Below are 21,901 nucleotides of genomic sequence, written 5' to 3'. Positions count from 1 at the left end.
GTGAACTGTGCGCAATCAATTCAAAACGTAACGGAGAACCACACTATGAGCACTGATGGTGCTTCAAGTCCAAGTCGCCTGCTGCCCAGGCTGCTGGGGATCTTGCTGCTGATAATGGGCCTGGCCTTGTTGGCCGGGGGGATCAAGCTGAGCATGCTCGGCGGGTCGCTGTATTACCTGCTGGCCGGTCTCGGCATCACCGTCACAGGCCTGTTGCTGCTGGCGACACGCCGCGCGGCGCTGGGCTTGTACGCACTGGTGCTGTTTGCCAGCACCGTCTGGGCGCTGTGGGAAGTCGGCCTGGACTGGTGGCAACTGGTGCCGCGCCTGGCCCTGTTGTTCGCCCTCGGCATCGTCATGCTGCTTCCATGGTTCCGCCGTCCGTTGCTGCGTGGCCAAGCCTCGCCGCTGGGCACTGGCGCGCTGAGCGTGGCCGTAGTACTGGCCGGCGCCGCTGCCTTGGCCAGCCAATTCACCGACCCGGGTGCAATGGTCAAGAAAGGCCAACTGGACCGCGATGCGGTTCCGGGCATGGCCAGCGCTGCGCCAACCCAGGCCGATGGTGACTGGAACTCCTATGGCCGTTCGGCCTTTGGTGACCGTTACTCGCCACTGGCACAGATCACCCCGGAAAACGCCCACAAGCTGGTGCCTGCCTGGACGTATCGTACGGGCGACATTCCTGGCCCAGGCGACCCCGGTGAAACCACCGCGGAAAACACCCCGCTGAAAGTCAACGGCATGCTCTACGTGTGCACGCCGCACAGCCAGGTGATTGCCCTGGACCCGGACACCGGCAAGGAAATCTGGCGTTTCGACCCGAAGATCAGCAGCGAAGGTGCTGCCAACTTCAAGGGTTGGGCGCACATGACCTGCCGTGGCGTGTCGTATCACGATGACGCGGTCTACGCTTCCGCACAGAGCCCGACCGGCAGCGCCAGCGCGGCCGTCGCGCCGAACGCCTGCCCGAAACGCATCTTCGTACCGACCGCCGACACCCGTCTGATCGCCCTGAACGCCGACACCGGCAAAATGTGCGAAGACTTTGGTGACAAAGGCCAGATCGACCTGCGTGCCAACATCGGCACCTTCGCCCCGGGTGGTTACTACTCCACCTCGCCACCGGCCGTTACCAAGAACCTGGTAGTGATCGGCGGTCACGTGACCGACAACGTCTCCACCGACGAGCCTAGCGGCGTGATTCGCGCGTTCGACGTGCACACCGGCAAGCTGGTGTGGAACTGGGACAGTGGCAACCCGGACGACACCACCCCGTTGGCCGAGGGCAAGACCTACACCCGTAACTCGCCGAACATGTGGTCCATGTTCAGCGTCGATGAAAAACTCGGCATGCTCTACCTGCCGATGGGTAACCAGATGCCCGACCAGTACGGCGGCGACCGTACCCCGGACTCCGAGAAGTACAGCGCCGGCCTCACCGCCCTGGACATCGACAGCGGCCATGTGAAGTGGACCTTCCAGTTCACTCACCATGACCTCTGGGACATGGACGTGGGCGGCCAGCCTTCGCTGATCGACATCAAGACCGCTGACGGCGTGAAAAAAGCGGTGATGGCGTCGACCAAGCAAGGCAGCATCTATGTAATCGACCGTACCAACGGCCAGCCTGTAGTGCCGATCAACGAAATCCCTGTACCGCAAGGCGCAGTGGCCGGCGATCACACCGCGCCGACCCAACCGAAATCGGACCTGAACTTCATGCCACCGCCCCTCAAGGAGCGTGACATGTGGGGCGTGACACCGTTCGACCAGATGCTGTGCCGGATTGATTTCAAATCCATGCGCTACGACGGTCCGTTCACCCCGCCATCGCTGCAAGGTTCGATCGTTTACCCGGGTAACTTTGGCGTATTCGACTGGGGCGGCATTTCCGTCGACCCGGTGCGCCAGATTGCTTTCGTGAACCCGAGCTACATGGCGTTCAAATCGAAACTGATCCCGGCTGCCGACATCGCCAAACAAGGCCCACGGGTCAGCGAAACCGAAGGCGTGCAACCGAACAAAGGCGCGCCATACGGCGTGATCCTCGAAGCCATGCTGTCGCCATTGGGCCTGCCCTGCCAGGCGCCGGCGTGGGGTTATGTGGCCGCGGTCGACCTGACCAACCACCAAACCATCTGGATGCACAAAAATGGCACCGTGCGTGACAGCTCGCCGGTTCCAATTCCGTTGACCATGGGCGTACCAAGCCTGGGCGGTACGTTCACCACGGCCGGTGGCGTGTCCTTCCTCAGCGGTACGCTTGACCAGTACCTGCGTGCCTATGACGTGAAAAACGGCAAGCAGTTGTGGGAAGGCCGCCTGCCAGCAGGCGCGCAAACCACACCAATGACCTACACCGGTAAAGACGGCAAGCAGTACGTGCTGGTCATGGCCGGCGGTCATGGTTCCCTGGGCACCAAGCAGGGTGACTATGTGTTGGCGTTCAAACTGCCGGATTAAGTAAAACCGGCGGTAATAAAAAGGCGGCTACCTGAGTGGGTAGCCGCCTTTTTTTGTGCCGTTTACACCGGCGCGCGCTCACGGCGCATCCACATTTCAAAGGCCATGGCATTCAACGGCCGGCTGATCAAATAGCCTTGGGCCGTGTCGCACTTCCAGAGCTTGAGTAGCTTGAGGCTCGGCTCGAACTCCACGCCTTCGGCCACCACCTTGAGCCCCAGGTTGTGGCTCATTTCGATGGTCGAGCGCACGATCACGCCGTCACCGGAGGTGCTGTCGAGGTTGCGCACGAATGACTGGTCGATCTTCAGCTCCTGCACCGGCAGGCGTTGCAGTTGCGCCAGGGATGAATAGCCGGTGCCGAAGTCGTCCACCGACAGGCTGATGCCACAGCCGCGCAGTTGCTCCAGCACGCTGAGGGCCTGGGCCGGGTTGTGCATGATCGCGCTTTCGGTGATTTCAAAAATCAGTCGCCGGGCCGATACGCGGTAGTGCGCCAACAGTTCGGTAACCCGCAGGGCCAGGCTGTCATCGGCCAGGTCGTCCACCGAGATGTTCACCGACAACTGCACCTGCAACCCGCGCACCTCCCACTCGGCCAATTGCCGAATGGCTTCTTCGATCACCCAGTGAGTAAGGTTGCCCATGCTACCGGTGCGCTCGGCCAGGGGAATGAATTCGGCCGGAGACACCAGGCCCAGGCTCGGATGCTGCCAGCGCAACAGCGCTTCACCCTGGCGCACTTGGCCATGGTGCAGGTCGAGTTTGGGCTGATAACACAGGTACAACTCGCCCTCTGCCGCCGCCCGGCGCAGGTCGCGGATCAGGGTGATCTGGCGCTGGTGAGCGAGGTCGCGGTCTTGCTGGTAGATCTGCAAATAGCCCGGTAACGCCGCAGCATCGTGACGGGCAATGGCGGCGCGGCTGATCAGTTCTTCGACCTGCTGGCCATCGGCAGGGTAAGCGGCGATGCCGATGCTCACTTCGTGGCGCAGTTCAGTGTCGCCAATGCGCTGGGGCTCGGTCAACAGCCCATACAAGCGGTCAGCCAAGGCCACGACGCGGTCGATCTCGGTGTTTTCCAGCAGCAGCAAAAACTCGCTGCCGGTGATGCGCGCGGCAGTGTCGCTGGCCGACAGGCTCGACAGCAGGCAGCGGCTGGCTTCGCGGAGCATTTCTTCCACACCTTCCGGGCCGTAGCCTTCGTTGATCACCCGGTAGTTTTCAATCCCCAGGTACAGCAACACCACGGGCCGGCCGGCGCTGATGGCGCTGCCCAAGCGCTCCATGGCCAACGCCCGGTTGGGCAGGCCGGTGAGCGGGTCGTGCAGGGCGTTGTGGGCCAGTTGCCGTTCGCGCACGGCGATCCCGGTTTGCATGGCGTTGAAAGCCTGGGCCAGCAGGCCGAACTCATCATGGCTGCGTACCCGCACCGGCGTAAGGTAGTCACCGGCACCAATACGTTCGGCCGCCTGCACCAGCGCGTTGAGTGGGCGCGACACCCGACGCGCCAAAAACAACGCGCCCGCCAGCGACACCAGCAGCACCACCAGGGCTATCGCGAGAAATTGCCGGTCCAGCGGCGCGAAGGATTCAAGGGCGTGGTCCAGCGGGCTTTGCAGCAGCACCCGCACCTCACCGCCGTCTGCGGTGTTGCCCAAAGGCAGCACCTGGCTGAGATAACGCTGGCCGTGAAACAGGTTCAGTTGCGGCACCGGGTTGATGTAGGTGCCCTGCAAATCACTGACGATCGATGCCTCAAAGGCCTCCGGCTGGGTGCTGAACAGCTCGCCCCGCTGGCCGTTCTGTGTGCTGATGAACGACACTTCCAGGTTGCTCATGGAGCGCAGTTCACTGGCAAACACTTCGTCCATGGGAAGGCCCATGGCGACACGGGCAATCGGTGCGGGGTCGACGACTTCCTGCTGCACCAGCAGAAAAGGCCGGCCATCCAGGGCCACAATCAACATTTGCAGGCCACTGCGCCGGGCCAGGCGCAAGGCATCGTTATAGGGAAAGGGCTGGCCGGGGGTCAGCGCCTGTAACGTGCTGACCATCACCTGCCCGTCGAGGCCCAACACAAACACTTCACTGGACGTCAGGCCGGTGCCATGCCGGCGCAGGGCGGCGAGAATTTCGGCGGGCTCGCCCTCAGCGACAGACTGACGAAAAGGCAGGTCCGCCGTAAGCCAGTTCAAGCCGTATTGCAGGCGCCGGCCACGCAGGTCGAGCAAGCGTTCGAACACTTGGCTGCCCGTTTCCAACTGCACCCGGGCCTGGTTTTCCACGGCGCGATTGGTCGCGGTCTTCACCGCGAAATACACTGCCGCCACCACCACCAGCAACAGCAGCGCCAGCACCCCGGCGATCCGGGTTTGAAACGTATGGCGCCACCTCATTTTGTTGCCCTCTGGCAGCGCCTGCCCCCTCCAGCTGAAACGTCCCTTCGTCATACGCGTCCCTCGCGACAGCTGAATCGGCGTCAAATAAATATCCTTTTCAAAAGGATATTAGAATTATGCAGATTAGCTGTGCGAGAGAAGAAGTGCACCCAATAAATATAGGGACTTTAGCGTCATTAAATTGGCGACATATCGCCATATCTACATTCGAGCACGCATGAAGTCACTCCAGCGCCGCACCAGGTAGTTGTGCTCGTCCATCACCGAGTTCCACACCGCGATATGCCCCATGCGCTGCTCATAAGAGCCACCGTCGCGCACTTCGCCCACATCGATCAGCGGCAAGCCATCACTGCCCAGCAGCTCTTCCCGTGCGGGCAGGCCGGCGTACCAGTAATCCCATTCGGCGCTGCTCAGGTGATCGCGGCTGCGGGCCGGGTTGCCGATGTAATAACCCTGGCGCGCCATCACAGCGCCGGGCCAGCCGGACAGCCACCAGTTGAGGTAGGCATAGGCCGCATCCAGCACTGGGCCCTTGGCATGGCGCGACAACGACAACCCGCCGAACCAGGCACGATAGCCCTCACGGGGCACGGCCAGGCGATATTTGACCCCGGCCCGATGCAGGCGCATCAGGGTCGGTGACCACAAACTCTGGATGTCGATGCTCGGGCTGAGCATCAGTTGCGCCGCCTCCTCGTCATCGGACCAGAACGCCGCGAAGTGCCCTTCCTTCTGCTTGCGCACCAGGATATCGGCCAGCACATCGATCTCTTCGATGCTCATGTTGCCGATGTCCTTGAAGCTCGCAAGCCCCGCGCCCTGCACCGCCAGCGCGGCATCGAGGGCACCGATGGCGGCGTCACTTTGCAGTGCAGTACGCGCGCCCCAAGCCGGGTCCAGCAACCAGCCCCAACTCTCGTTGGCGCGGTTGAAGCCTTCGGGCAAACGCTCCGGGCGGTAGGCAAAACTGTCGGCGTTGTGGGTCAGGGGCAGCATGCTGATGCGTTCGGTTACAGTGCTGCCGAGGCTGCCGTCGTGCTGCACGAACAGACGCTCGCTGGGCACACTCCCGCTGCCCAGGCGGTCGTCGGCCGACAAACGCCCGCGCTTGGGCAGGTCGTTGATCTCGTGCCACAGCGCGATGCGCCGGGTGTCGATCGGCTGGATCGCACGCGCTGGCCACACGAAATCGACGTTGTGAAACCACTGGTCGTAGAGGTCGTAGCTGTCAGGCTGCATCACCGCGATGCGCTGGGCCTGCTCGACGTCGTACACCTGGTACACCAGGCGAATGCCCAACTCCTGCTCGGCGCGTACACGCAGGCATTCGAGCAAGGTTACCGAGGTGCCGAGGACGCGAAGCGTGATCATGCGGCGAACCTTCTGGAGAACACGTCAAAGGAGCGACGCAGCAACGCCGGGTCAAGCCCGCGCAGGATAAACACCAGGCGCGATTGCCGATCGGTGCCCGGCCAGGCAGGCAGGTGAACCGGGGCATGCAGGCAATGCTGCACGCCATGGATGACGATGGGAGCCAAACTTGCGTTCACGTTGAGCAGTCCTTTGACGCGAAGAATACGTTCGCCGTGGCATCTTAGCAGCATCGATAACCAGACCCCGAAACCGACCCAATCCAGCGGCTGGTCGAAGGTCAGGCAACAGACTTGCGCGGCGCCGTGGTTGGCGGCGGTGGTTTGATGGAGTTTCCAGCGGCTGACCTCGGCAGCGGGTTCGGCGCTGCGCAGGCCTTCGCCGAGCAGCAGTTGTTCACCGCTGTCGATATCACAGGTGTTGAGGATCGGCGTACCGGCGTTCAGTGCCTGCAAGTGCGCGCGCAGTGGGGCACAGTCGTCGACGAGGTCGGTCTTGCTCAACAGCAGGCGATCGGCGGCGGCCACTTGGGCCAGCCATTCAGGGTGCAGGCGCTCTTGCAAGGCGGCATGGCTGGCGTCTACCAACGTCACCACCAGGCCGATATGAAAGCGCCCGCGCAGTTGCACGTCGTTGTTCAAGGTGGCGAGGATCGGCGCCGGGTCGGCCAGGCCGGTGGTTTCCAGGATCACCCGTTTGAAGGCCGGAATCTCGCCCCGCTCACGGCGCTGCAACAGGCCGAGCAAGGCGTCTTTCAACTCGCCGCGAATCGAACAGCAGACGCAACCGCTGGGCAGCAGCACCGTGTCCGGCGCGACCTCTTCCACCAACAAATGGTCGATGCCGACGTCACCGAACTCATTGATCAGCAACGCCGTGTCGCCGAGGCTTTCGCCTTGCAGCAAGCGCTTGAGCAAGGTGGTCTTGCCGCTGCCGAGAAAGCCGGTGATGACGTTGAGGGCGATGCTCATATTTCTACCTCGTTGCTGGCCCCCTGTAGGAGCGAGCTTGCTCGCGAAAAACCTGAGAACGCCGCGTTTAACCAGACAGGGCGCGTTATCGTTGAAGTTTTTCGCGAGCACGCTCGCTTCTACAGAAGACCGTGTTCCAAATGGTCGAGTAATTGGGGATCAAGAGGGTCCAGCGGCCGACCGAGCATGGTCTCTGCCGCCCGCCACAGCTGATCCAGGCCGCTGGCCAGTTCCTGTTTGCCGGTGGCGCCCAGCAGCAGATAGGACGCGCCCTGGAAGTCTTCGACCTTGAGCCGGAACACCGCCAGCACCTGGTTGATCGCGGCGATTCGGCGCAGGCGCTCGCGGCGCCGGGGCAACTCATCGCCCAAGGGGTCACTCCAGTGCAGGTCTTCGCCCAGCAGGCCGCAGAGTCCGCACATGCTTATTGCCCGCTCATGGCATGACATCGCCGGAGTTCGGGCCCAGGGTCTGGCCGACGAACAGGTTGCCGCCCGGCTCACTCGCCAGCAGCACGGCGGTGGGCGCCACTTCGTCCGCCAGGCCGAAACGGCCCAAGGGCAACTCGGCGGCCTTGGCGCGTTTCCAGGTGTCGCTGATGCCGCCTACCAACGGCGTCTCAATCGGCCCGGGGGCGATGGCGTTGACCAGCACGTTGTCCTTGGCCACTTCCAGCGCCAGGGATTTGGTGAAACCGATCACGCCCGCCTTGGCCGCCGCATAGTGCGTCAGCTCGGCGCCGCCCTTGATGCCCAGTTGCGAGGCGACGTTGATGATCCGGCCCCAGCGCTGGGCGATCATGTGGGGCAAGGCGCGCTGGCTGGCGACGAACACGCTGGTGAGGTCGACGCGCAGCATGTCGTTCCACATGCCTATGGTGAGGTCGACGCAACGGGCCTGGGTGAGCATGCCGGCGTTGTTGACCAGGATGTCGATGCCGCCGTAGTGGGTGACGCAGGCATCGACGCTGGCCTGGGCGCCGTCGACGGTGCCGACGTCGGCCACGCATTCGAGGACTTCAGCACCGAGGTTGCGGCAGGTGATCGCGGTTTCGGCGAGGCTTGCGGCGTCGCGGTCGGCCAATAGCAGGCGTGCGCCTTCGATGGCGTAGGCACGGGCGATGGCGGCGCCGATACCGCTGCCGGCGCCGGTGATGACGGCGCGGCGGTTAGAGAGTTGGGGCATGGTGAACTCCTTAAATAATCAAACGGCGAACGCGGTCAAAAATGTGGGAGCGAGTCCGGCTTAAAACCGGGGGTTAATCCGGCCAGCGCACGGTCAGCCCACCATCAATCACAATGCTCTGCCCGGTCAGGTAACTCGACTCCTCACTGGTCAAAAACCGCACCAGGGACGCCACTTCATCCGCCCGCCCTACCCGGCCCAGCGGTATCGCCCGCGCCGCTTTCGCCAGCCCTTCCGGCCCCAGGGAGTTCTTCGCATCCAGCGACTGCGGCGTCTCGATCAACCCCGGAATCACCGCGTTGCAGCGAATCCCCAACGGCGCCAATTCCACCGCCAGCGACCGGCATAACCCCGGCACGCCCGCCTTCGCCGCCGCATAGTGCGCATGCTCCTGCCAGCCATACACACCACCGGCAATCGACGAAATCGCCACCAACGCGCCGCCTTCATGCATATGCCGGGTCGCCGCCCGGAAGGTGCGCATCACCCCGGTCAGGTCGACGTTGAGCATCTCGTTCCACAGCTCGTCGGTCATCTCCAGCAACGGCGCACGCCGCAACAATCCTGCGTTGGCCACCGCGTAATCGAGGCGACCAAAGTGCTGGATCGCCTGCGCAGCCAGGTTATCCACCGATGCGGTGTCGCCCACATCCAGCGGCAACATCAGGCATTCACCGCCAGCCTCTTCCACCAGCGCAACGGTGTGATGCGGGTCATGGGGATCGGCCGGGTAATACCCGCCCACCACCGCCACGCCGCTGCGGGCATACGCCACCGCGAGGGCCTGGCCGATGCCGCTGGCGGCACCGGTAATCAACGCAACTTTACGACTCATCAAATGACTCCTTACTGGACGGTTTCCGGACGCACATGGCGCGCGGCAAACATCAACGCACCGGACAGGAAGCACGGCAGCGCACCGAACCACAGCGCGGCGGTCTGCCAGTCACTGCCGGCCGACAACACTTGAGTAGCGCCGAACCCTGCGACCACAGCACCAATCGGCCCCATGGCATGGATGATCGCGCCACCGGTGGCACGAATGCTGGTGGGGAAACTTTCGCTGATGAAAAACAGCGCCGCCGAGTACGGCCCGATCAGGAAGAACAGGCCCAGGCTGTACAGCCCAACCACCATCGCCATATTGCTCGGACCAAACAGCATCCCGGCAAACGCCAGCCCGCCGAGCATCCAGCCCAGGCCGATCACGTTGCGGCGGCCGATCTTATCGCCCATCCAGCCGTGGCTGAGGTAACCGCAGTAACCCACCAGGTTCGACAGCACGAGGATGATCAGCGAGTTCTCGAACGAGATGTGGTGCACGCTGACGATCACCGAAGTACCCAGCACGCTGAACACCTGGATCGCCGCCCAGTTGAGCAACAGCGCCGCGCCAATCACCAACGTTGCACGGCGGGCGGGGCCACGAAATGCGGCCTTGAGGCCGGCCTTGCTGTGTTCGTCATAGTCCACGCCGTAGGTCACGGCGACGTTCTGCGCTTCTTTCACCGAGCCGCTTTTGCGCAGCTCGCTGATGCGCTGGTGAATCTGAAACTGCGGGCTCTCCTTAAGCTTGCGCGCCATGACCGCAATCACAATCGCCGGGATCGCCGCAAACACAAAGCAACCCTGCCAGCCAATCACCGGCAGCAACAGTGCTGTCAAACCTGCCGCGATCAACGCGCCCACCGGCCAGCCGCCTTGCACCAGGCTGTAGATAAAACCGCGACGCTTGGCCAGTTTCGGGTCGTCAGAGGCGGCGTACAGCTCGCTCAGGTAGGTAGCGTTAACGGTTTCCTCGGCATAACCCAGGCCGCCCAGCGAACGGATCAGGATCAGCGAAGACTTGCCCCACGCGCCGCCAATGGCGGTCAGTGCCGAGCAGATCGCCGAACCGGCCACGGTGAAAATAATCCCTTTGCGCCGACCCAGCTTGTCCACGATCGGACCGATGGCCAGCGCTACCACGGCGGTGCCTACCGCCACCCATGTCGCAATCTGCGCTTGCTCCACTTCACCCCAATTAAAGTGCCGCCCGATTTCCGGCAGTAAGGTGCCGAACAGGATGAAGTCATACACTGCGAACACCCAGGCGAAAAACGCGATCCAGGTGGCGAAACGCACTTCCTTGGGCGTCAGTTGCCGGGGTTTCCAGCCAGTCAGATCAAGCTTGTTGTAGATAGACATGAATCGCGCCTCGCAAGGTGGGCCAGGGGTTAGGTACAGGTGTCAGGTACGCGGTTGGCGGCGGATAAAGTCATCGGCGATTTCGTCGAAGGTGAGGAAGCGCACGCCGGCATGGCTCTGGATGTGTTCGATCAGCCGTTCAAGCATCAACAGCACTTGCGGGCGGCCGGAAACGTCGGGGTGGATGGTCATGGTGAACACCGCGTGTTCGTGCTCGCGGTAGACCCAGTCGAACTGGTCGCGCCACATTTCTTCCAGGTGACGCGGGTTGACGAAGCCGTGGCTGTTGGGGGCTTTCTTGATGAACATCATCGGCGGCAGGTCGTCGAGGTACCAGTTGGCCGGGATCTCCACCAGGTCGGTTTCTTCGCCGCGCACCAAGGGTTTCATCCAGGTGTCGGGGTGCTGGCTGTAATCGATCTTGGTCCAGCTGTCGCCCTTGCGCACGTAGTACGGGTGGAAGTCGTTGTGCATCAGGCTGTGGTCGTACTTAATGCCTTTTTTCAGCAGCAGTTCGTTGGTGACCTTGCTGAATTCCCACCATGGCGCGACGTAGCCGGTGGGGCGTTTGCCGGTGACCTGGGTGATCAGTTCGATGGACTTGTCGAGAACGATTTCTTCCTGCTCGGCCGTCATCGCAATCGGGTTTTCGTGGCTGTAGCCGTGCACACCGATTTCGTGGCCGGCGTCGGCCACCGCCTTCATCTGCTCGGGGAAGGTTTCCATCGAGTGGCCAGGAATAAACCAGGTGGTGCGCAGGCCGTAGCGCTCGAACAATTTGAGCAGGCGTGGCGCGCCGATTTCACCGGCGAACAGGCCACGGGAAATGTCGTCCGGGGAGTCTTCGCCGCCATAGGAGCCGAGCCAGCCGGCGACCGCGTCGACGTCGACGCCAAATGCACAGAGGATGTCTTTAGCCATGATGTGTCTCCTTAAAAAGTGAGTGCTGTTTCGACTGACAGGGCAGCCCGAAGCAGGCGCGCGTCTTCGCCGCTGGGGGCGCTGAGCAGCAGGCCGGTGGGCAGGCCCAGGGCATCGCGGCCGCTGGGCAGGCTGACGCCGGGCATGTCCAGCAAACTGCCGGGCATGGTCAGGCGCAGGGTGGCGAGGTTGGTGCTGACGAACAGTTGATCGTCGGCTTCCAGTGGCGCCAGGGCCGGGGCAACGTGGGCCACGGTGGGGGTGATGAGGATGGCGCCGTCGAGTTCATCGACAAGCTGCTGTTGCAGCCGGCGGCGGGCTTCGTAGAGCGCCAGCAGCTGGCTGGCGGGTAGCGTGCGCGCGGCTTCAAGGCGACGGCGTACGCGCGGGTCGAGTTGTTCGGCGTCGGGGCTGTCGAGCAGGGCTTCGTGGAGGGCGAAAGCCTCGAAGGAGCCGAGCCAGCCTTGGTGCTGGATCAGGTCGAGGGTGGCCTGGAAGGTCTTCGAGGGGCGCACTTCAATCAGCGCACCTTCGGTTTTCAATCGGTCTACGCACTGCTGCAGGTTATCGCGCACGCCGGGTTCGACGCGGGCGTCTTCCAGCACACTCTGTTCGACCCAAAAGCGCTGGCCATTGAGGCTGCGGGCCTGGCGTGGCTGGCGCTGGTCGCGACCGTTGAGCAGGTCGTCGATGGCCAGCGCATCGCGCACGCTGCGGGTCAGCGGGCCGAGGCTGTCGAGGGTATGGGCCAACGGGAAAACGCCGTCGCGGCTGTAGCGCCGGCAACTGCTGCGATAACCCACCACGCCATTCAGCGCAGCGGGAATGCGAATGGAGCCTGCGGTGTCGGTGCCCATGGCGATCGGCACGATACCGGCCGCCACGACGACGGCTGAACCCGACGACGAGCCACCGGGAATTCGCGGTTGGTCGACGCTGCTCGGGTTGTGCGGCGTGCCGAAATGCGGGTTCAGGCCCAGGCCGGAGTACGCCAGCTCACTGAGGTTGGTCTTGCCCACGCTGACCATCCCGGCGCGGCATAGCAGGCCTACGCTCGGCGCGTCCAGCAAAGCGGCCGGCGCGTTGCTGCGATAGGCCGCGCCAGCCGTGGTAATGCTGCCGGCCACATCAAACAAATCTTTCCAGGCCAGGGGCACACCGTCGAACACGCTCAACGGCTGGCCGGCACGCCAGCGGGCAGCGGACGCTTGGGCCTCACGGCGGGCGCGCTCGGCGGTCAGGGAGATGAACACGCTGGGGGCCATGCTCGCGTGAACGAGCGCCTGTTCGAGGGCGTGCACCGGGTCGCTGCGACCGCTGGCGAAATCCTCGGCCAGTGAAGTGGCGTCTGACATGGGAATGACCTTTTAAAAACGTACATATTAATAAAATGTACATTTTATAAAGGCAGCTTTCGTGCCAGTCTTGTGAAGAGCGCGTTTGGCGCATCCGGCACTTTGGAGCAGATCCACAGGCTAGATGGGTTTGAGACATCAAAAGAAATATCAGTGGGCGTTTAATAATCGGCCACAATGAAATAATGTATCTTTTATTAATAAGTACATTTTTGTGCAGAAAAGTAACATCCACCCTCTAAAGGCCCCAAAAAAGTGCCACCGACGTGGCGCAGAGTGACAGGCGCAACTATGAGAGAATCTCCGGCCACCGACCCGTTTGCTCCAGAGAACCCGATGAAAGCAGTGCCAGCCTCGGCTTCCCGTTACGCGATGATTCACCAGGTTTTGCGCGACGCAATCACCCACGGCACCGCCCGCCATGGCCTGGTGTTGCTGGAAGCGCCGCTGGCCGAACTGTTCGGCACCAGCCGGGTGCCGGTGCGCAAAGCCCTGAACCTGTTGCATGACGAAGGGCTGATTTGCCGCTTCGATGGCCGGGGTTACCTGATCAACCCCGAAGGCCTGGACATGGAGCCGCTGCGCCTGCCCCTGAGCCATGCGCACCTGGGCCTCAACGGTGAAGATGAACTGGTAGACACCCGGCCACTGGGGGAGCGCATCGTCGAGGAGATCGGCGCAGCGCTGTCCACCTGCATCGCTTTCGGCCACTACCGCCTGGATGAACAGGCCGCCGCCGAGCACTACAACGTCAGCCGCGCGGTGGTGCGTGAAGCGCTGATGCGCCTGCGCGACCGTGGCCTGGTAGAAAAAGAACCCTATTCCCAATGGCTGGCCGGGCCGCTGACCGCCCGGGAAGTCACCGAAGACTACGAACTGCGCGCCTGCCTGGAGCCCGAAGCCCTGCGCCAGAGCGCGCCAGACCTCGACCGCGACCTGCTGCACGCCATGCTGCAGCGGGTGCTCGACGCGCAGAACAGCGCCCATTGCAGCCTGGAAGAGATCGAGCAGATCGAGGAAGACCTGCACCAGCACTGCCTCGCCGGCCTGCAAAACCGCAAGATCGCCGCGCTGATCCGCCAGGGGCAGAGCCCGATGATCATCAGCCGGATTTTCTACCGCCTGCTGGGCATTGGCGCCGATCCGGCGATGCTGGCCGAGCATCGGTTGATCCTGGAGCTGTTGCTGCATGGCGCATTCGACGCCGCTGCCCTGAACCTGCGCGAGCACCTGCAACGGGCCCGGCAGCGGATGTTGCAGCGTTTGAAGGTGCTGTCGGTGCTGCCCGAACAGCCGCTACCCGCCTACCTGCACAAACTCAGCTGACGAAACGCAATCCAACCTGTGGGAGCGGGCTGGCTCGCGAATGCGATGGGTCAGCCAATACATGTGCGACTGATGCACCGAATTCGCGAGCAAGCCCGCTCCCACATCGGTCCAGCAGCGTTTCGAAAATATTGTGCAATTTGTTGCTAACCGCCCTCGCCCATTGAAACCACTGCCGACCTGCCCCATCTAACTTGCATACTTCCTTATGCAGGTGCCCCATGAGCGACCAGCAAGAATTCCCGGACATCGACCTCAACGACTACGCCGACCCGGAAAACGCTGAACACACTTCCTCCAACACTGGCCTGGCCCTGCCTGGGCAAAACCTGCCCGACAAGGTCTACATCATCCCGATCCACAACCGGCCTTTCTTCCCGGCGCAAGTGTTGCCGGTGATCGTCAATGAAGAGCCGTGGGCCGAAACCCTGGAGCTGGTGAGCAAATCCGACCACCATTCCCTTGCCCTGTTCTTCATGGAAACCCCGCCAGAAGATCCGCGCCACTTTGACACCTCCAGCCTGCCGCTGTACGGCACCCTGGTGAAGGTGCATCACGCCAGCCGCGAAAACGGCAAGCTGCAATTCGTCGCCCAGGGCCTGACCCGCGTGCGGATCAAGACCTGGCTCAAGCACCACCGCCCACCGTACCTGGTGGAAGTTGAATACCCGCACCAGCCGACCCAACCGACCGACGAGGTCAAGGCCTACGGCATGGCGCTGATCAATGCGATCAAGGAACTGCTGCCGCTCAACCCGCTGTACAGCGAAGAGCTGAAGAACTACCTCAACCGCTTCAGCCCCAACGACCCGTCGCCGCTGACCGACTTTGCCGCTGCCCTCACCTCGGCCACCGGCAACGAGCTGCAGCAAGTGCTGGACTGCGTGCCCATGCTCAAGCGCATGGAAAAAGTCTTGCCGATGTTGCGCAAGGAAGTCGAAGTCGCGCGCCTGCAAAAAGAAATCTCCGCCGAAGTGAACCGCAAGATCGGCGAGCACCAGCGCGAGTTCTTCCTCAAGGAACAGCTCAAGGTCATCCAGCAAGAGCTGGGGCTGACCAAGGACGATCGCAGCGCCGACGTCGAACAGTTCGAACTACGCCTGGTGGGTAAGGTGCTGCCGACCCAGGCGCAGAAACGCATCACTGAAGAAATGAACAAGCTGTCGATCCTGGAGACCGGTTCGCCGGAGTATGCGGTCACCCGCAACTACCTGGACTGGGCCACCTCGGTGCCGTGGGGCGTGTATGGCGAGGACAAACTCGACCTCAAGCACGCCCGCAAAGTGCTCGATAAACACCACGCCGGCCTGGACGACATCAAGAGTCGCATCCTCGAATTCCTGGCAGTGGGCGCCTACAAAGGCGAAGTCGCCGGTTCCATCGTGTTGCTGGTGGGCCCGCCGGGTGTGGGTAAGACCAGCGTAGGTAAATCGATTGCCGAATCCCTCGGTCGCCCGTTCTACCGCTTCAGCGTCGGCGGCATGCGTGACGAGGCCGAGATCAAGGGCCATCGCCGCACCTACATCGGCGCCATGCCGGGCAAGCTGGTGCAAGCGCTCAAAGATGTGGAAGTGATGAACCCGGTGATCATGCTCGACGAGATCGACAAGATGGGCCAGAGCTACCAGGGCGACCCGGCCTCGGCGCTGCTCGAAACCCTGGACCCGGAACAGAACGTCGAATTCCTCGACCACTACCTGGACCTGCGACTGGACCTGTCCAAAGTGCTGTTCGTGTGCACCGCCAACACCCTGGATTCGATCCCCGGCCCGTTGCTGGACCGGATGGAAGTGATTCGCCTGTCGGGCTATATCACCGAAGAAAAAGTCGCGATTGCCAAGCGCCACCTGTGGCCAAAGCAGTTGGAAAAAGCCGGCGTGTCGAAAAACAGCCTGTCCATCAGCGACGGCGCCCTGCGCGCCCTGATCGATGGCTACGCCCGCGAAGCCGGTGTGCGCCAGCTGGAAAAACAGCTGGGCAAACTGGTGCGCAAGGCGGTGGTCAAGCTGCTGGATGAGCCGGACTCGGTGATCAAGATCGGCAACAAGGACCTGGAAGCGTCCTTGGGCATGCCGGTGTTCCGTAATGAGCAAGTGCTGTCCGGTACGGGCGTGATTACAGGCCTGGCCTGGACCAGCATGGGCGGCGCGACCCTGCCGATCGAGGCCACACGCATTCACACGCTGAACCGTGGCTTCAAACTCACCGGGCAACTGGGTGACGTGATGAAGGAATCGGCCGAGATTGCCTACAGCTACATCAGCTCCAACCTGAAGTCGTTTGGCGGTGACCCGAAGTTCTTCGACGAAGCCTTCGTGCACCTGCACGTGCCGGAAGGCGCCACGCCCAAAGACGGCCCGAGCGCCGGGGTGACCATGGCCAGTGCGTTGCTGTCGCTGGCGCGTAACCAGGCGCCGAAAAAAGGCGTAGCGATGACCGGCGAACTGACGTTGACCGGGCATGTACTGCCGATTGGCGGGGTGCGCGAGAAGGTGATTGCGGCGCGGCGCCAGAAGATTCACGAGTTGATCTTGCCGGAGCCCAATCGCGGGAGTTTTGAGGAATTGCCGGAGTACCTGAAGGAAGGGATGACGGTGCACTTTGCCAAGCGGTTTGCGGATGTGGCGAAGGTGTTGTTCTGACCGTTATGTAGTGTCTGAGCTGGCCCCTTCGCGAGCAAGCCCGCTCCCACACTTGACCGAGTTCATCCTTTGGAATGCGGTCGAATGTGGGAGCGGGCTTGCTCGCGAAGGGGCCGGTGCAGCCAACACAACGCCATCTGTCACACCTTGTCTCATCTTCGGTTATGCTCGCCCTTCGTCGCCAAACAACGGAGCCCCCATGACCGCTGCCCGCCTGCTTCTCCCCCTGAGCCTTTGCCTGCTCGCCGCCTGTGCCAGTGCGCCGAAGCAAAACGTCACCGTGGAAAAACAGAGCGCTTGCCCGCTGCAACTCAAAACCGGGCAAAACCTGATCCTGACCCTGCCCAGCAACCCCACCACCGGTTACCGCTGGGCCATCCAGGACTCGGCCGGCGGTGTGCTGCGCAGCCTCAGCCCCGAGGTCTACAGCAACACCGAAGACACCGGCGTAGTCGGCAGTGGCGGCCAGTCCACCTGGCGCTTCCAGGCCTCTAATGCAGGCCAGGGCCGTTTGCGCCTCACCTCACAACAACCCTGGGAGCCGGAAGCAGAACCGGCCGAAACCTTCGACTGCGCCATTACGGTGAACTGATATGCCATGGATGATCCTTGCGTTGATGGGTGCGGTGACCTTTATCTACGGCCTGAGCACCCACGCCACCCTGCTCTGCTTGCTCGTCAAGCCGCTGCCGGTGCTGGCGCTGCTGGGCTGGCTGCATGATGCGCCGCCCACCGACTATCGACGCTGGATCAGCCTGGGGCTGATTTTTTCACTGGTGGGCGATGTGCTGCTGGCCTGGCCCGGCGACTTGTTCATCTTTGGCCTCGGCGCGTTTTTGTTCGCGCACCTGGCGTACCTGAAAGCCTACTTGAGCGACTGCCGCCGCCCGGCGATCTTGCCACTGGTGTTGGCGCTGGTGGTTGGCGCGATCTTGCTGAGCATCCTGATATCCCACGGCCTTGGCCCATTGCTGGTGCCGGTGGTGGTTTACGCATTGGTGATCAGCGCCATGCTCTGGCGGGCGCTGGCGCGATTGGGCAGCGAAGTGCCCAAACGCTCGGCGTACCTGGCGGCGGCGGGCGCGGTGTCGTTTGTGTTTTCCGACACGCTGATCGGGATCAATCGGTTTGTGGTGGCGTTTGAAGCGGCGCCGTATTTGCTGATCGTCAGCTATTGGCTGGGGCAGTGGGGAATCACCGCATCGGCGTTCCATCAGACAACCCGCGCATCCGAAGACCAATTTGGCTAAAATGCCGGCCTTTTCCCCCTCGTCGCCGGAACAGCCGTGAGCAAAGAACCCGATCGCCTATTCGCCCAGCCCCTGCCCCAGGTGCCGGACTTCGCCTTCAACGAAGACGTGGTGCGGGTTTTCCCGGACATGATCAAGCGCTCGGTGCCCGGTTACCCGACCATCGTCGAGAACCTCGGCGTGCTGGCGGCGCAGTTTGCCCAGCCCAATAGCGTGCTCTACGACCTTGGTTCGTCCCTCGGCGCGGTGACCCAGGCCCTGCGCCGTCACGTGCGCACCGACGGTTGCCGGGTGATCGCTGTGGATAACTCGGCGGCGATGGTCGAGCGTTGCCGCGAATACCTCAATGGCCAGGACTCGATGTTCCAGGAGTTGCTGCCGGTGGACGTGATCGAGGGCGATATCCTCGCGCTGCAATTCCAGCCAGCTTCGGTCGTGGCGCTGAACTTCACCCTGCAATTTATCGCCCCCGAACAGCGCCTGGCCTTGCTCTCGCGCATTCGCCAGTCGCTGCTGCCGGGCGGCGCGTTGATCCTCTCGGAAAAGCTGCGCTTCAATGATTCGCAAGAACACGCGCTGCTCACCGATTTACATATCGCCTTCAAGCGCGCCAACGGCTACAGCGAACTGGAAATCGCCCAGAAGCGCAGCGCCATCGAAAACGTCATGAAGCCCGACAGCCTCGAAGAACACCGCGAACGCCTGCTGGCGGCCGGGTTCTCGAAAGTCGTGCCGTGGTTCCAGTGTCTTAACTTTTCCTCGTTGATTGCCTTGCCATGATTGATCTGTCTCCCCTCGCCCGCCATCTGGTCGGCACTCCCCTGGCCGTATGGGCCCAAGGCCTGCAAGCGCAACTCGATGCGAAGATGGAGAAGGGTCACGGCGACCTGGAACGCTGGCAAAGCGCGCTGGATGCGCTGCCGAAGATCATGCCCAGTGAAATCGACCTGCTGAACGGCCTGGTGCTGGACACCGATTGCGACGATGAAACCCGCGCGCAAATGCGCACCGCACTGATGGGGTTGTGCCCGTGGCGCAAGGGTCCGTTTGATCTGTTCGGCGTGCACGTCGACACCGAATGGCGCTCGGACTGGAAGTGGTCGCGGGTCGCGCCGCACCTGGACCTCAAGGGCAAACGCATCCTCGATGTGGGCTGCGGCAACGGCTATTACATGTGGCGCATGCTCGGCGCGGGGGCAGACAGCGTGATTGGCGTCGACCCCAACTGGCTGTTCTTCTGCCAGTTCCAGGCGGTGCAGCGTTACCTGTCGACGCCTAAGGCCTGGCACCTGCCATTCCCGTTTGAAGACCTGCCGCCGAATATGGAAGGCTTCGACACAGTGTTTTCCATGGGCGTGTTCTATCACCGTCGTTCGCCGATCGAGCATTTGCTGGCGCTGAAAGATTGCCTGGTGAAGGGCGGTGAATTGGTGTTGGAGACGTTGGTGGTTGAAGGCGATCAGCAACAGGTGCTGGTGCCGGAAGATCGCTACGCGCAGATGCGCAACGTGTGGTTCCTGCCGTCGGTGCCGGCGCTGATGCTGTGGCTACGGCGTGCAGGCTTCAGTGATGTGCGTTGTGTGGATGTGAGCGTGACGACGATCGAGGAACAGCGCGGCACGGAGTGGATGAAGTATCAGTCCCTCAGCGACTTCCTGGACCCTGAAGATCACAGCAAGACCCTCGAAGGGCTGCCAGCGCCGATGCGGGCAGTGATTGTCGCCAAGAAGTAACCCCCAATCTCCCAGAGCAGTGGAGATCAAAAATGTGGGAGCGGGCTTGCTCGCGAATGCGGTGGATCAGTCAGCACCTGTATTGACTGACACACCGCATTCGCGAGCAAGCCCACACACATTGGCCCTCGGTGTTCTCTAGAGTGTTGGCTTGGCTCTTCGCGCCTTGAAGAACTCGCTCAACACCGTCCCGCACTCTTCGGCCAACACGCCGCCCTCATACAGCACCCGATGGTTGAGAAAGCCCTGGGTAAAAAACTGCCCCTGGCTTTGCACAATCCCGGCTTTCGGCTCCAGCGCGCCGTACACCACGCGGGCAATCCGCGAGTGCACGATCAGCCCGGCGCACATGCTGCACGGCTCCAGCGTCACATAGAGCGTACTGCCCGGCAGCCGGTAATTGCTCACGGCCTGGGCAGCCGCGCGAATCGCAACCATCTCGGCATGCGCACTGGGGTCGTTGCCGCTGATGGGGCAGTTGAAGCCGCGCCCGATGATTGCGCCATCCTGCACCAGCACCGCGCCCACCGGCACTTCGCCCAGCGCGGCGCCCTGGGCGGCCAGGGCCAGCGCTTCACGCATGAAGTCCTGATCGCGGCTGCGGTCGATAATCGCCATAGGGCGAATCTGGCGCATCACGCCACCTCGATGGCGGCCATCAGGCCGGTTTCCATGTGGTCGATCACATGGCAGTGGAACATCCAGACACCCGGGTTATCCGCCACCAACGCCACGCGGGCACGTTCGTTCTTGCCCAGCAGGTAGGTGTCGGTGAAGTACGGAATCACCTTGTGGCGGTTCGAGGCGATGACCTTGAAACTCATGCCGTGCAGGTGGATCGGGTGTTGGTATTGGGTCATGTTTTTCAATTCGAAAATGTAGCTCTTGCCCTTTTCAAGCTTGGCAATCGGGCGGTCGGCGCAGGTCTTGTCGGTGATGTCCCAGGCCTGGCCGTTGATCTGCCACAGGCTCGGCGGCTTATTGTCCACGTTCACCGAGACCGATCCAACCCATTCGAAATTGAAGTTGAGTTTCTCGGCATTGGCCAGGTCCGGCTCGGAAATCGGGTTGGCGGGCAACGCGGGCGGCCATTCGGTGGGCGCGTCGGTGCTGGCGACCGAGCGGAAGGTGCCCAGGCGTACCGGCCCGTTGCGGATCGACAACTCTTCACCGGCGGGAGGCGCCTTGATCGCCAGGCAAATGCGCATGCCGGGGCCCAGCCAGTATTCCTTGCCCAACGGGCGCGGCTCGACGGGGTTGCCGTCCAGGGCATAGATCTGCGCTTCAACGTCGGGGATGTTGATGCGATAGGTCAGGGTGTTGTCGAGGTTGAGCAGGCGCACGCGGGTGATCTGCCCGGCCGGTAAATCGATCACCGCCTGGGACACGCCATTGATGGTCGACAGGCGCCCGGCGGTGCCACCACGGGCCGCTTCGCGGGGAATGCTGAAGGCGACAAAGGCGCCCTCTTCGTCCACGTGCCAGCTTTTCAGGCTCAGCGTGCGTTCGTGTTTGAAACCGGTGGGTTCGCGCTCTTCGATGATCAGCGGGCCCACCAGGCCACGGCCCAGTTCTTCGCTGCTGTTCACGTGCGGGTGATACCAGTAGCTGCCGGCATCGGGCACGCGGAATTTGTAGTCGAAGTATTCGCCCGGCAGTACCGGCAGTTGCGAGACGTAGGGCACGCCGTCCATTTCCAGCGGCAGGCGAATGCCGTGCCAGTGGATGGTGGTGGCAACCGGCAAGTGGTTGATAAACCGCACCCGCAGCCATTCACCCTGGCGCACCCGCAATTCGGTGCCCGGCGCCGAAGGGCCAAAGGCCCAGGCTTCGGTCTTGTGCCCCGGCACCAGTTCCACGTCCAGCGGTGCAGCGATCAGTTCGTAATCGTGCCCCGCTTCGGCCTCGGCGACCTTGCCCAGCCAGTAGCGGTAAGCGCCACCGGCGCCGACGCCCACTACGGCGAGACCGGCCAGACCACCCAGGATTTGTCGACGGGAAAACGATTGGGACACAACAACCTCACGTATCTGCCGCGAGTCCGAGACCCGCAAAGGGCAGATACCATACACCGGCATCACCTAAACAGTAA

The 21,901-nt window shown here is 62.5% G+C and carries 18 protein-coding genes; 7 read left to right on the top strand and 11 right to left on the bottom strand.

Features of this window, described 5'->3' with window-relative positions; translation table 11 throughout:
• Nucleotides 1–45 precede the first annotated feature (45 nt).
• Nucleotides 46–2,463, top strand: a complete 2,418-nt coding sequence (locus CEC48_RS12895; protein ID WP_088424094.1) for a glucose/quinate/shikimate family membrane-bound PQQ-dependent dehydrogenase — start codon at nt 46–48, stop codon at nt 2,461–2,463.
• A gap of 62 nt (nt 2,464–2,525) precedes the next feature.
• Here the strand turns inward: CEC48_RS12895 and CEC48_RS12890 are convergent, their stop codons facing one another.
• The 9 genes from CEC48_RS12890 to CEC48_RS12850 form a co-directional block, all read right to left on the bottom strand.
• Nucleotides 2,526–4,862, bottom strand: a complete 2,337-nt coding sequence (locus tag CEC48_RS12890; RefSeq protein WP_088424093.1) for a bifunctional diguanylate cyclase/phosphodiesterase — start codon at nt 4,860–4,862, stop codon at nt 2,526–2,528.
• Nucleotides 4,863–5,066: 204 nt separating this feature from the next.
• Nucleotides 5,067–6,239: a PotD/PotF family extracellular solute-binding protein gene (locus CEC48_RS12885; RefSeq protein ID WP_088424092.1), complete on the bottom strand. Its 1,173-nt coding sequence runs from the start codon at nt 6,237–6,239 to the stop codon at nt 5,067–5,069.
• The gene (locus CEC48_RS12880) at nt 6,236–7,210 is read right to left on the bottom strand and encodes a GTP-binding protein (protein ID WP_088424091.1); all 975 of its coding nucleotides are present in this window, start codon (nt 7,208–7,210) and stop codon (nt 6,236–6,238) included. The genes CEC48_RS12885 and CEC48_RS12880 overlap by 4 nt, the downstream gene beginning before the upstream one ends.
• Before the next feature lie 119 nt (nt 7,211–7,329).
• On the bottom strand, nt 7,330–7,632 hold the full coding sequence (locus CEC48_RS12875) for a hypothetical protein (protein ID WP_088424090.1): 303 nt from the start codon (nt 7,630–7,632) through the stop codon (nt 7,330–7,332).
• Nucleotides 7,633–7,645: 13 nt separating this feature from the next.
• On the bottom strand, nt 7,646–8,395 hold the full coding sequence (locus CEC48_RS12870) for an SDR family NAD(P)-dependent oxidoreductase (protein ID WP_088424089.1): 750 nt from the start codon (nt 8,393–8,395) through the stop codon (nt 7,646–7,648).
• 73 nt (nt 8,396–8,468) lie between these two features.
• A complete protein-coding gene (locus tag CEC48_RS12865; RefSeq protein ID WP_088424088.1) occupies nt 8,469–9,230 on the bottom strand; it encodes an SDR family NAD(P)-dependent oxidoreductase in 762 nt (253 codons plus the stop codon).
• A gap of 11 nt (nt 9,231–9,241) precedes the next feature.
• Nucleotides 9,242–10,582, bottom strand: coding sequence for an MFS transporter (locus CEC48_RS12860; protein ID WP_088424087.1), 1,341 nt, complete (start codon nt 10,580–10,582; stop codon nt 9,242–9,244).
• Nucleotides 10,583–10,624: 42 nt separating this feature from the next.
• Nucleotides 10,625–11,503 (bottom strand): polysaccharide deacetylase, encoded by an 879-nt coding sequence (locus CEC48_RS12855; protein ID WP_088424086.1) that lies wholly within the window; start codon nt 11,501–11,503, stop codon nt 10,625–10,627.
• A gap of 11 nt (nt 11,504–11,514) precedes the next feature.
• A complete protein-coding gene (locus tag CEC48_RS12850; protein WP_088424085.1) occupies nt 11,515–12,858 on the bottom strand; it encodes an amidase in 1,344 nt (447 codons plus the stop codon).
• 336 nt (nt 12,859–13,194) lie between these two features.
• Between CEC48_RS12850 and CEC48_RS12845 the strand changes: the two genes are divergently transcribed.
• The 6 genes from CEC48_RS12845 (at nt 13,195) to cmoB (ending at nt 19,809) form a co-directional block, all read left to right on the top strand.
• The gene (locus CEC48_RS12845; protein WP_088424084.1) at nt 13,195–14,184 is read left to right on the top strand and encodes a GntR family transcriptional regulator; all 990 of its coding nucleotides are present in this window, start codon (nt 13,195–13,197) and stop codon (nt 14,182–14,184) included.
• 221 nt (nt 14,185–14,405) lie between these two features.
• Nucleotides 14,406–16,826, top strand: coding sequence for an endopeptidase La (gene lon, locus CEC48_RS12840; RefSeq protein ID WP_088424083.1), 2,421 nt, complete (start codon nt 14,406–14,408; stop codon nt 16,824–16,826).
• A gap of 199 nt (nt 16,827–17,025) precedes the next feature.
• A complete protein-coding gene (locus tag CEC48_RS12835) occupies nt 17,026–17,418 on the top strand; it encodes a protease inhibitor I42 family protein (RefSeq protein ID WP_088424082.1) in 393 nt (130 codons plus the stop codon).
• A 1-nt stretch (nt 17,419) separates the two neighbouring features.
• Nucleotides 17,420–18,076, top strand: coding sequence for a lysoplasmalogenase (locus tag CEC48_RS12830; RefSeq protein WP_088424081.1), 657 nt, complete (start codon nt 17,420–17,422; stop codon nt 18,074–18,076).
• A 36-nt stretch (nt 18,077–18,112) separates the two neighbouring features.
• Nucleotides 18,113–18,856: a carboxy-S-adenosyl-L-methionine synthase CmoA gene (gene cmoA, locus CEC48_RS12825; protein ID WP_088424080.1), complete on the top strand. Its 744-nt coding sequence runs from the start codon at nt 18,113–18,115 to the stop codon at nt 18,854–18,856.
• On the top strand, nt 18,853–19,809 hold the full coding sequence (gene cmoB / locus CEC48_RS12820; protein WP_088424079.1) for a tRNA 5-methoxyuridine(34)/uridine 5-oxyacetic acid(34) synthase CmoB: 957 nt from the start codon (nt 18,853–18,855) through the stop codon (nt 19,807–19,809). The genes cmoA and cmoB overlap by 4 nt, the downstream gene beginning before the upstream one ends.
• Before the next feature lie 138 nt (nt 19,810–19,947).
• On the opposite strand, the gene tadA is transcribed toward cmoB, so the two are convergent.
• Both tadA and CEC48_RS12810 read right to left on the bottom strand, forming a co-directional pair.
• Nucleotides 19,948–20,445 (bottom strand): tRNA adenosine(34) deaminase TadA, encoded by a 498-nt coding sequence (gene tadA, locus CEC48_RS12815; RefSeq protein WP_088424078.1) that lies wholly within the window; start codon nt 20,443–20,445, stop codon nt 19,948–19,950.
• Nucleotides 20,445–21,824, bottom strand: coding sequence for a multicopper oxidase family protein (locus tag CEC48_RS12810; RefSeq protein WP_088424077.1), 1,380 nt, complete (start codon nt 21,822–21,824; stop codon nt 20,445–20,447). Before CEC48_RS12810 ends, tadA begins: the two co-directional genes overlap by 1 nt.
• Nucleotides 21,825–21,901: the final 77 nt, after the last annotated feature.

This window comes from Pseudomonas sp. K2I15 (assembly GCF_002204795.1).
Lineage (GTDB): Bacteria > Pseudomonadota > Gammaproteobacteria > Pseudomonadales > Pseudomonadaceae > Aquipseudomonas.
This window is presented reverse-complemented; position numbering and strand designations above follow the sequence as displayed.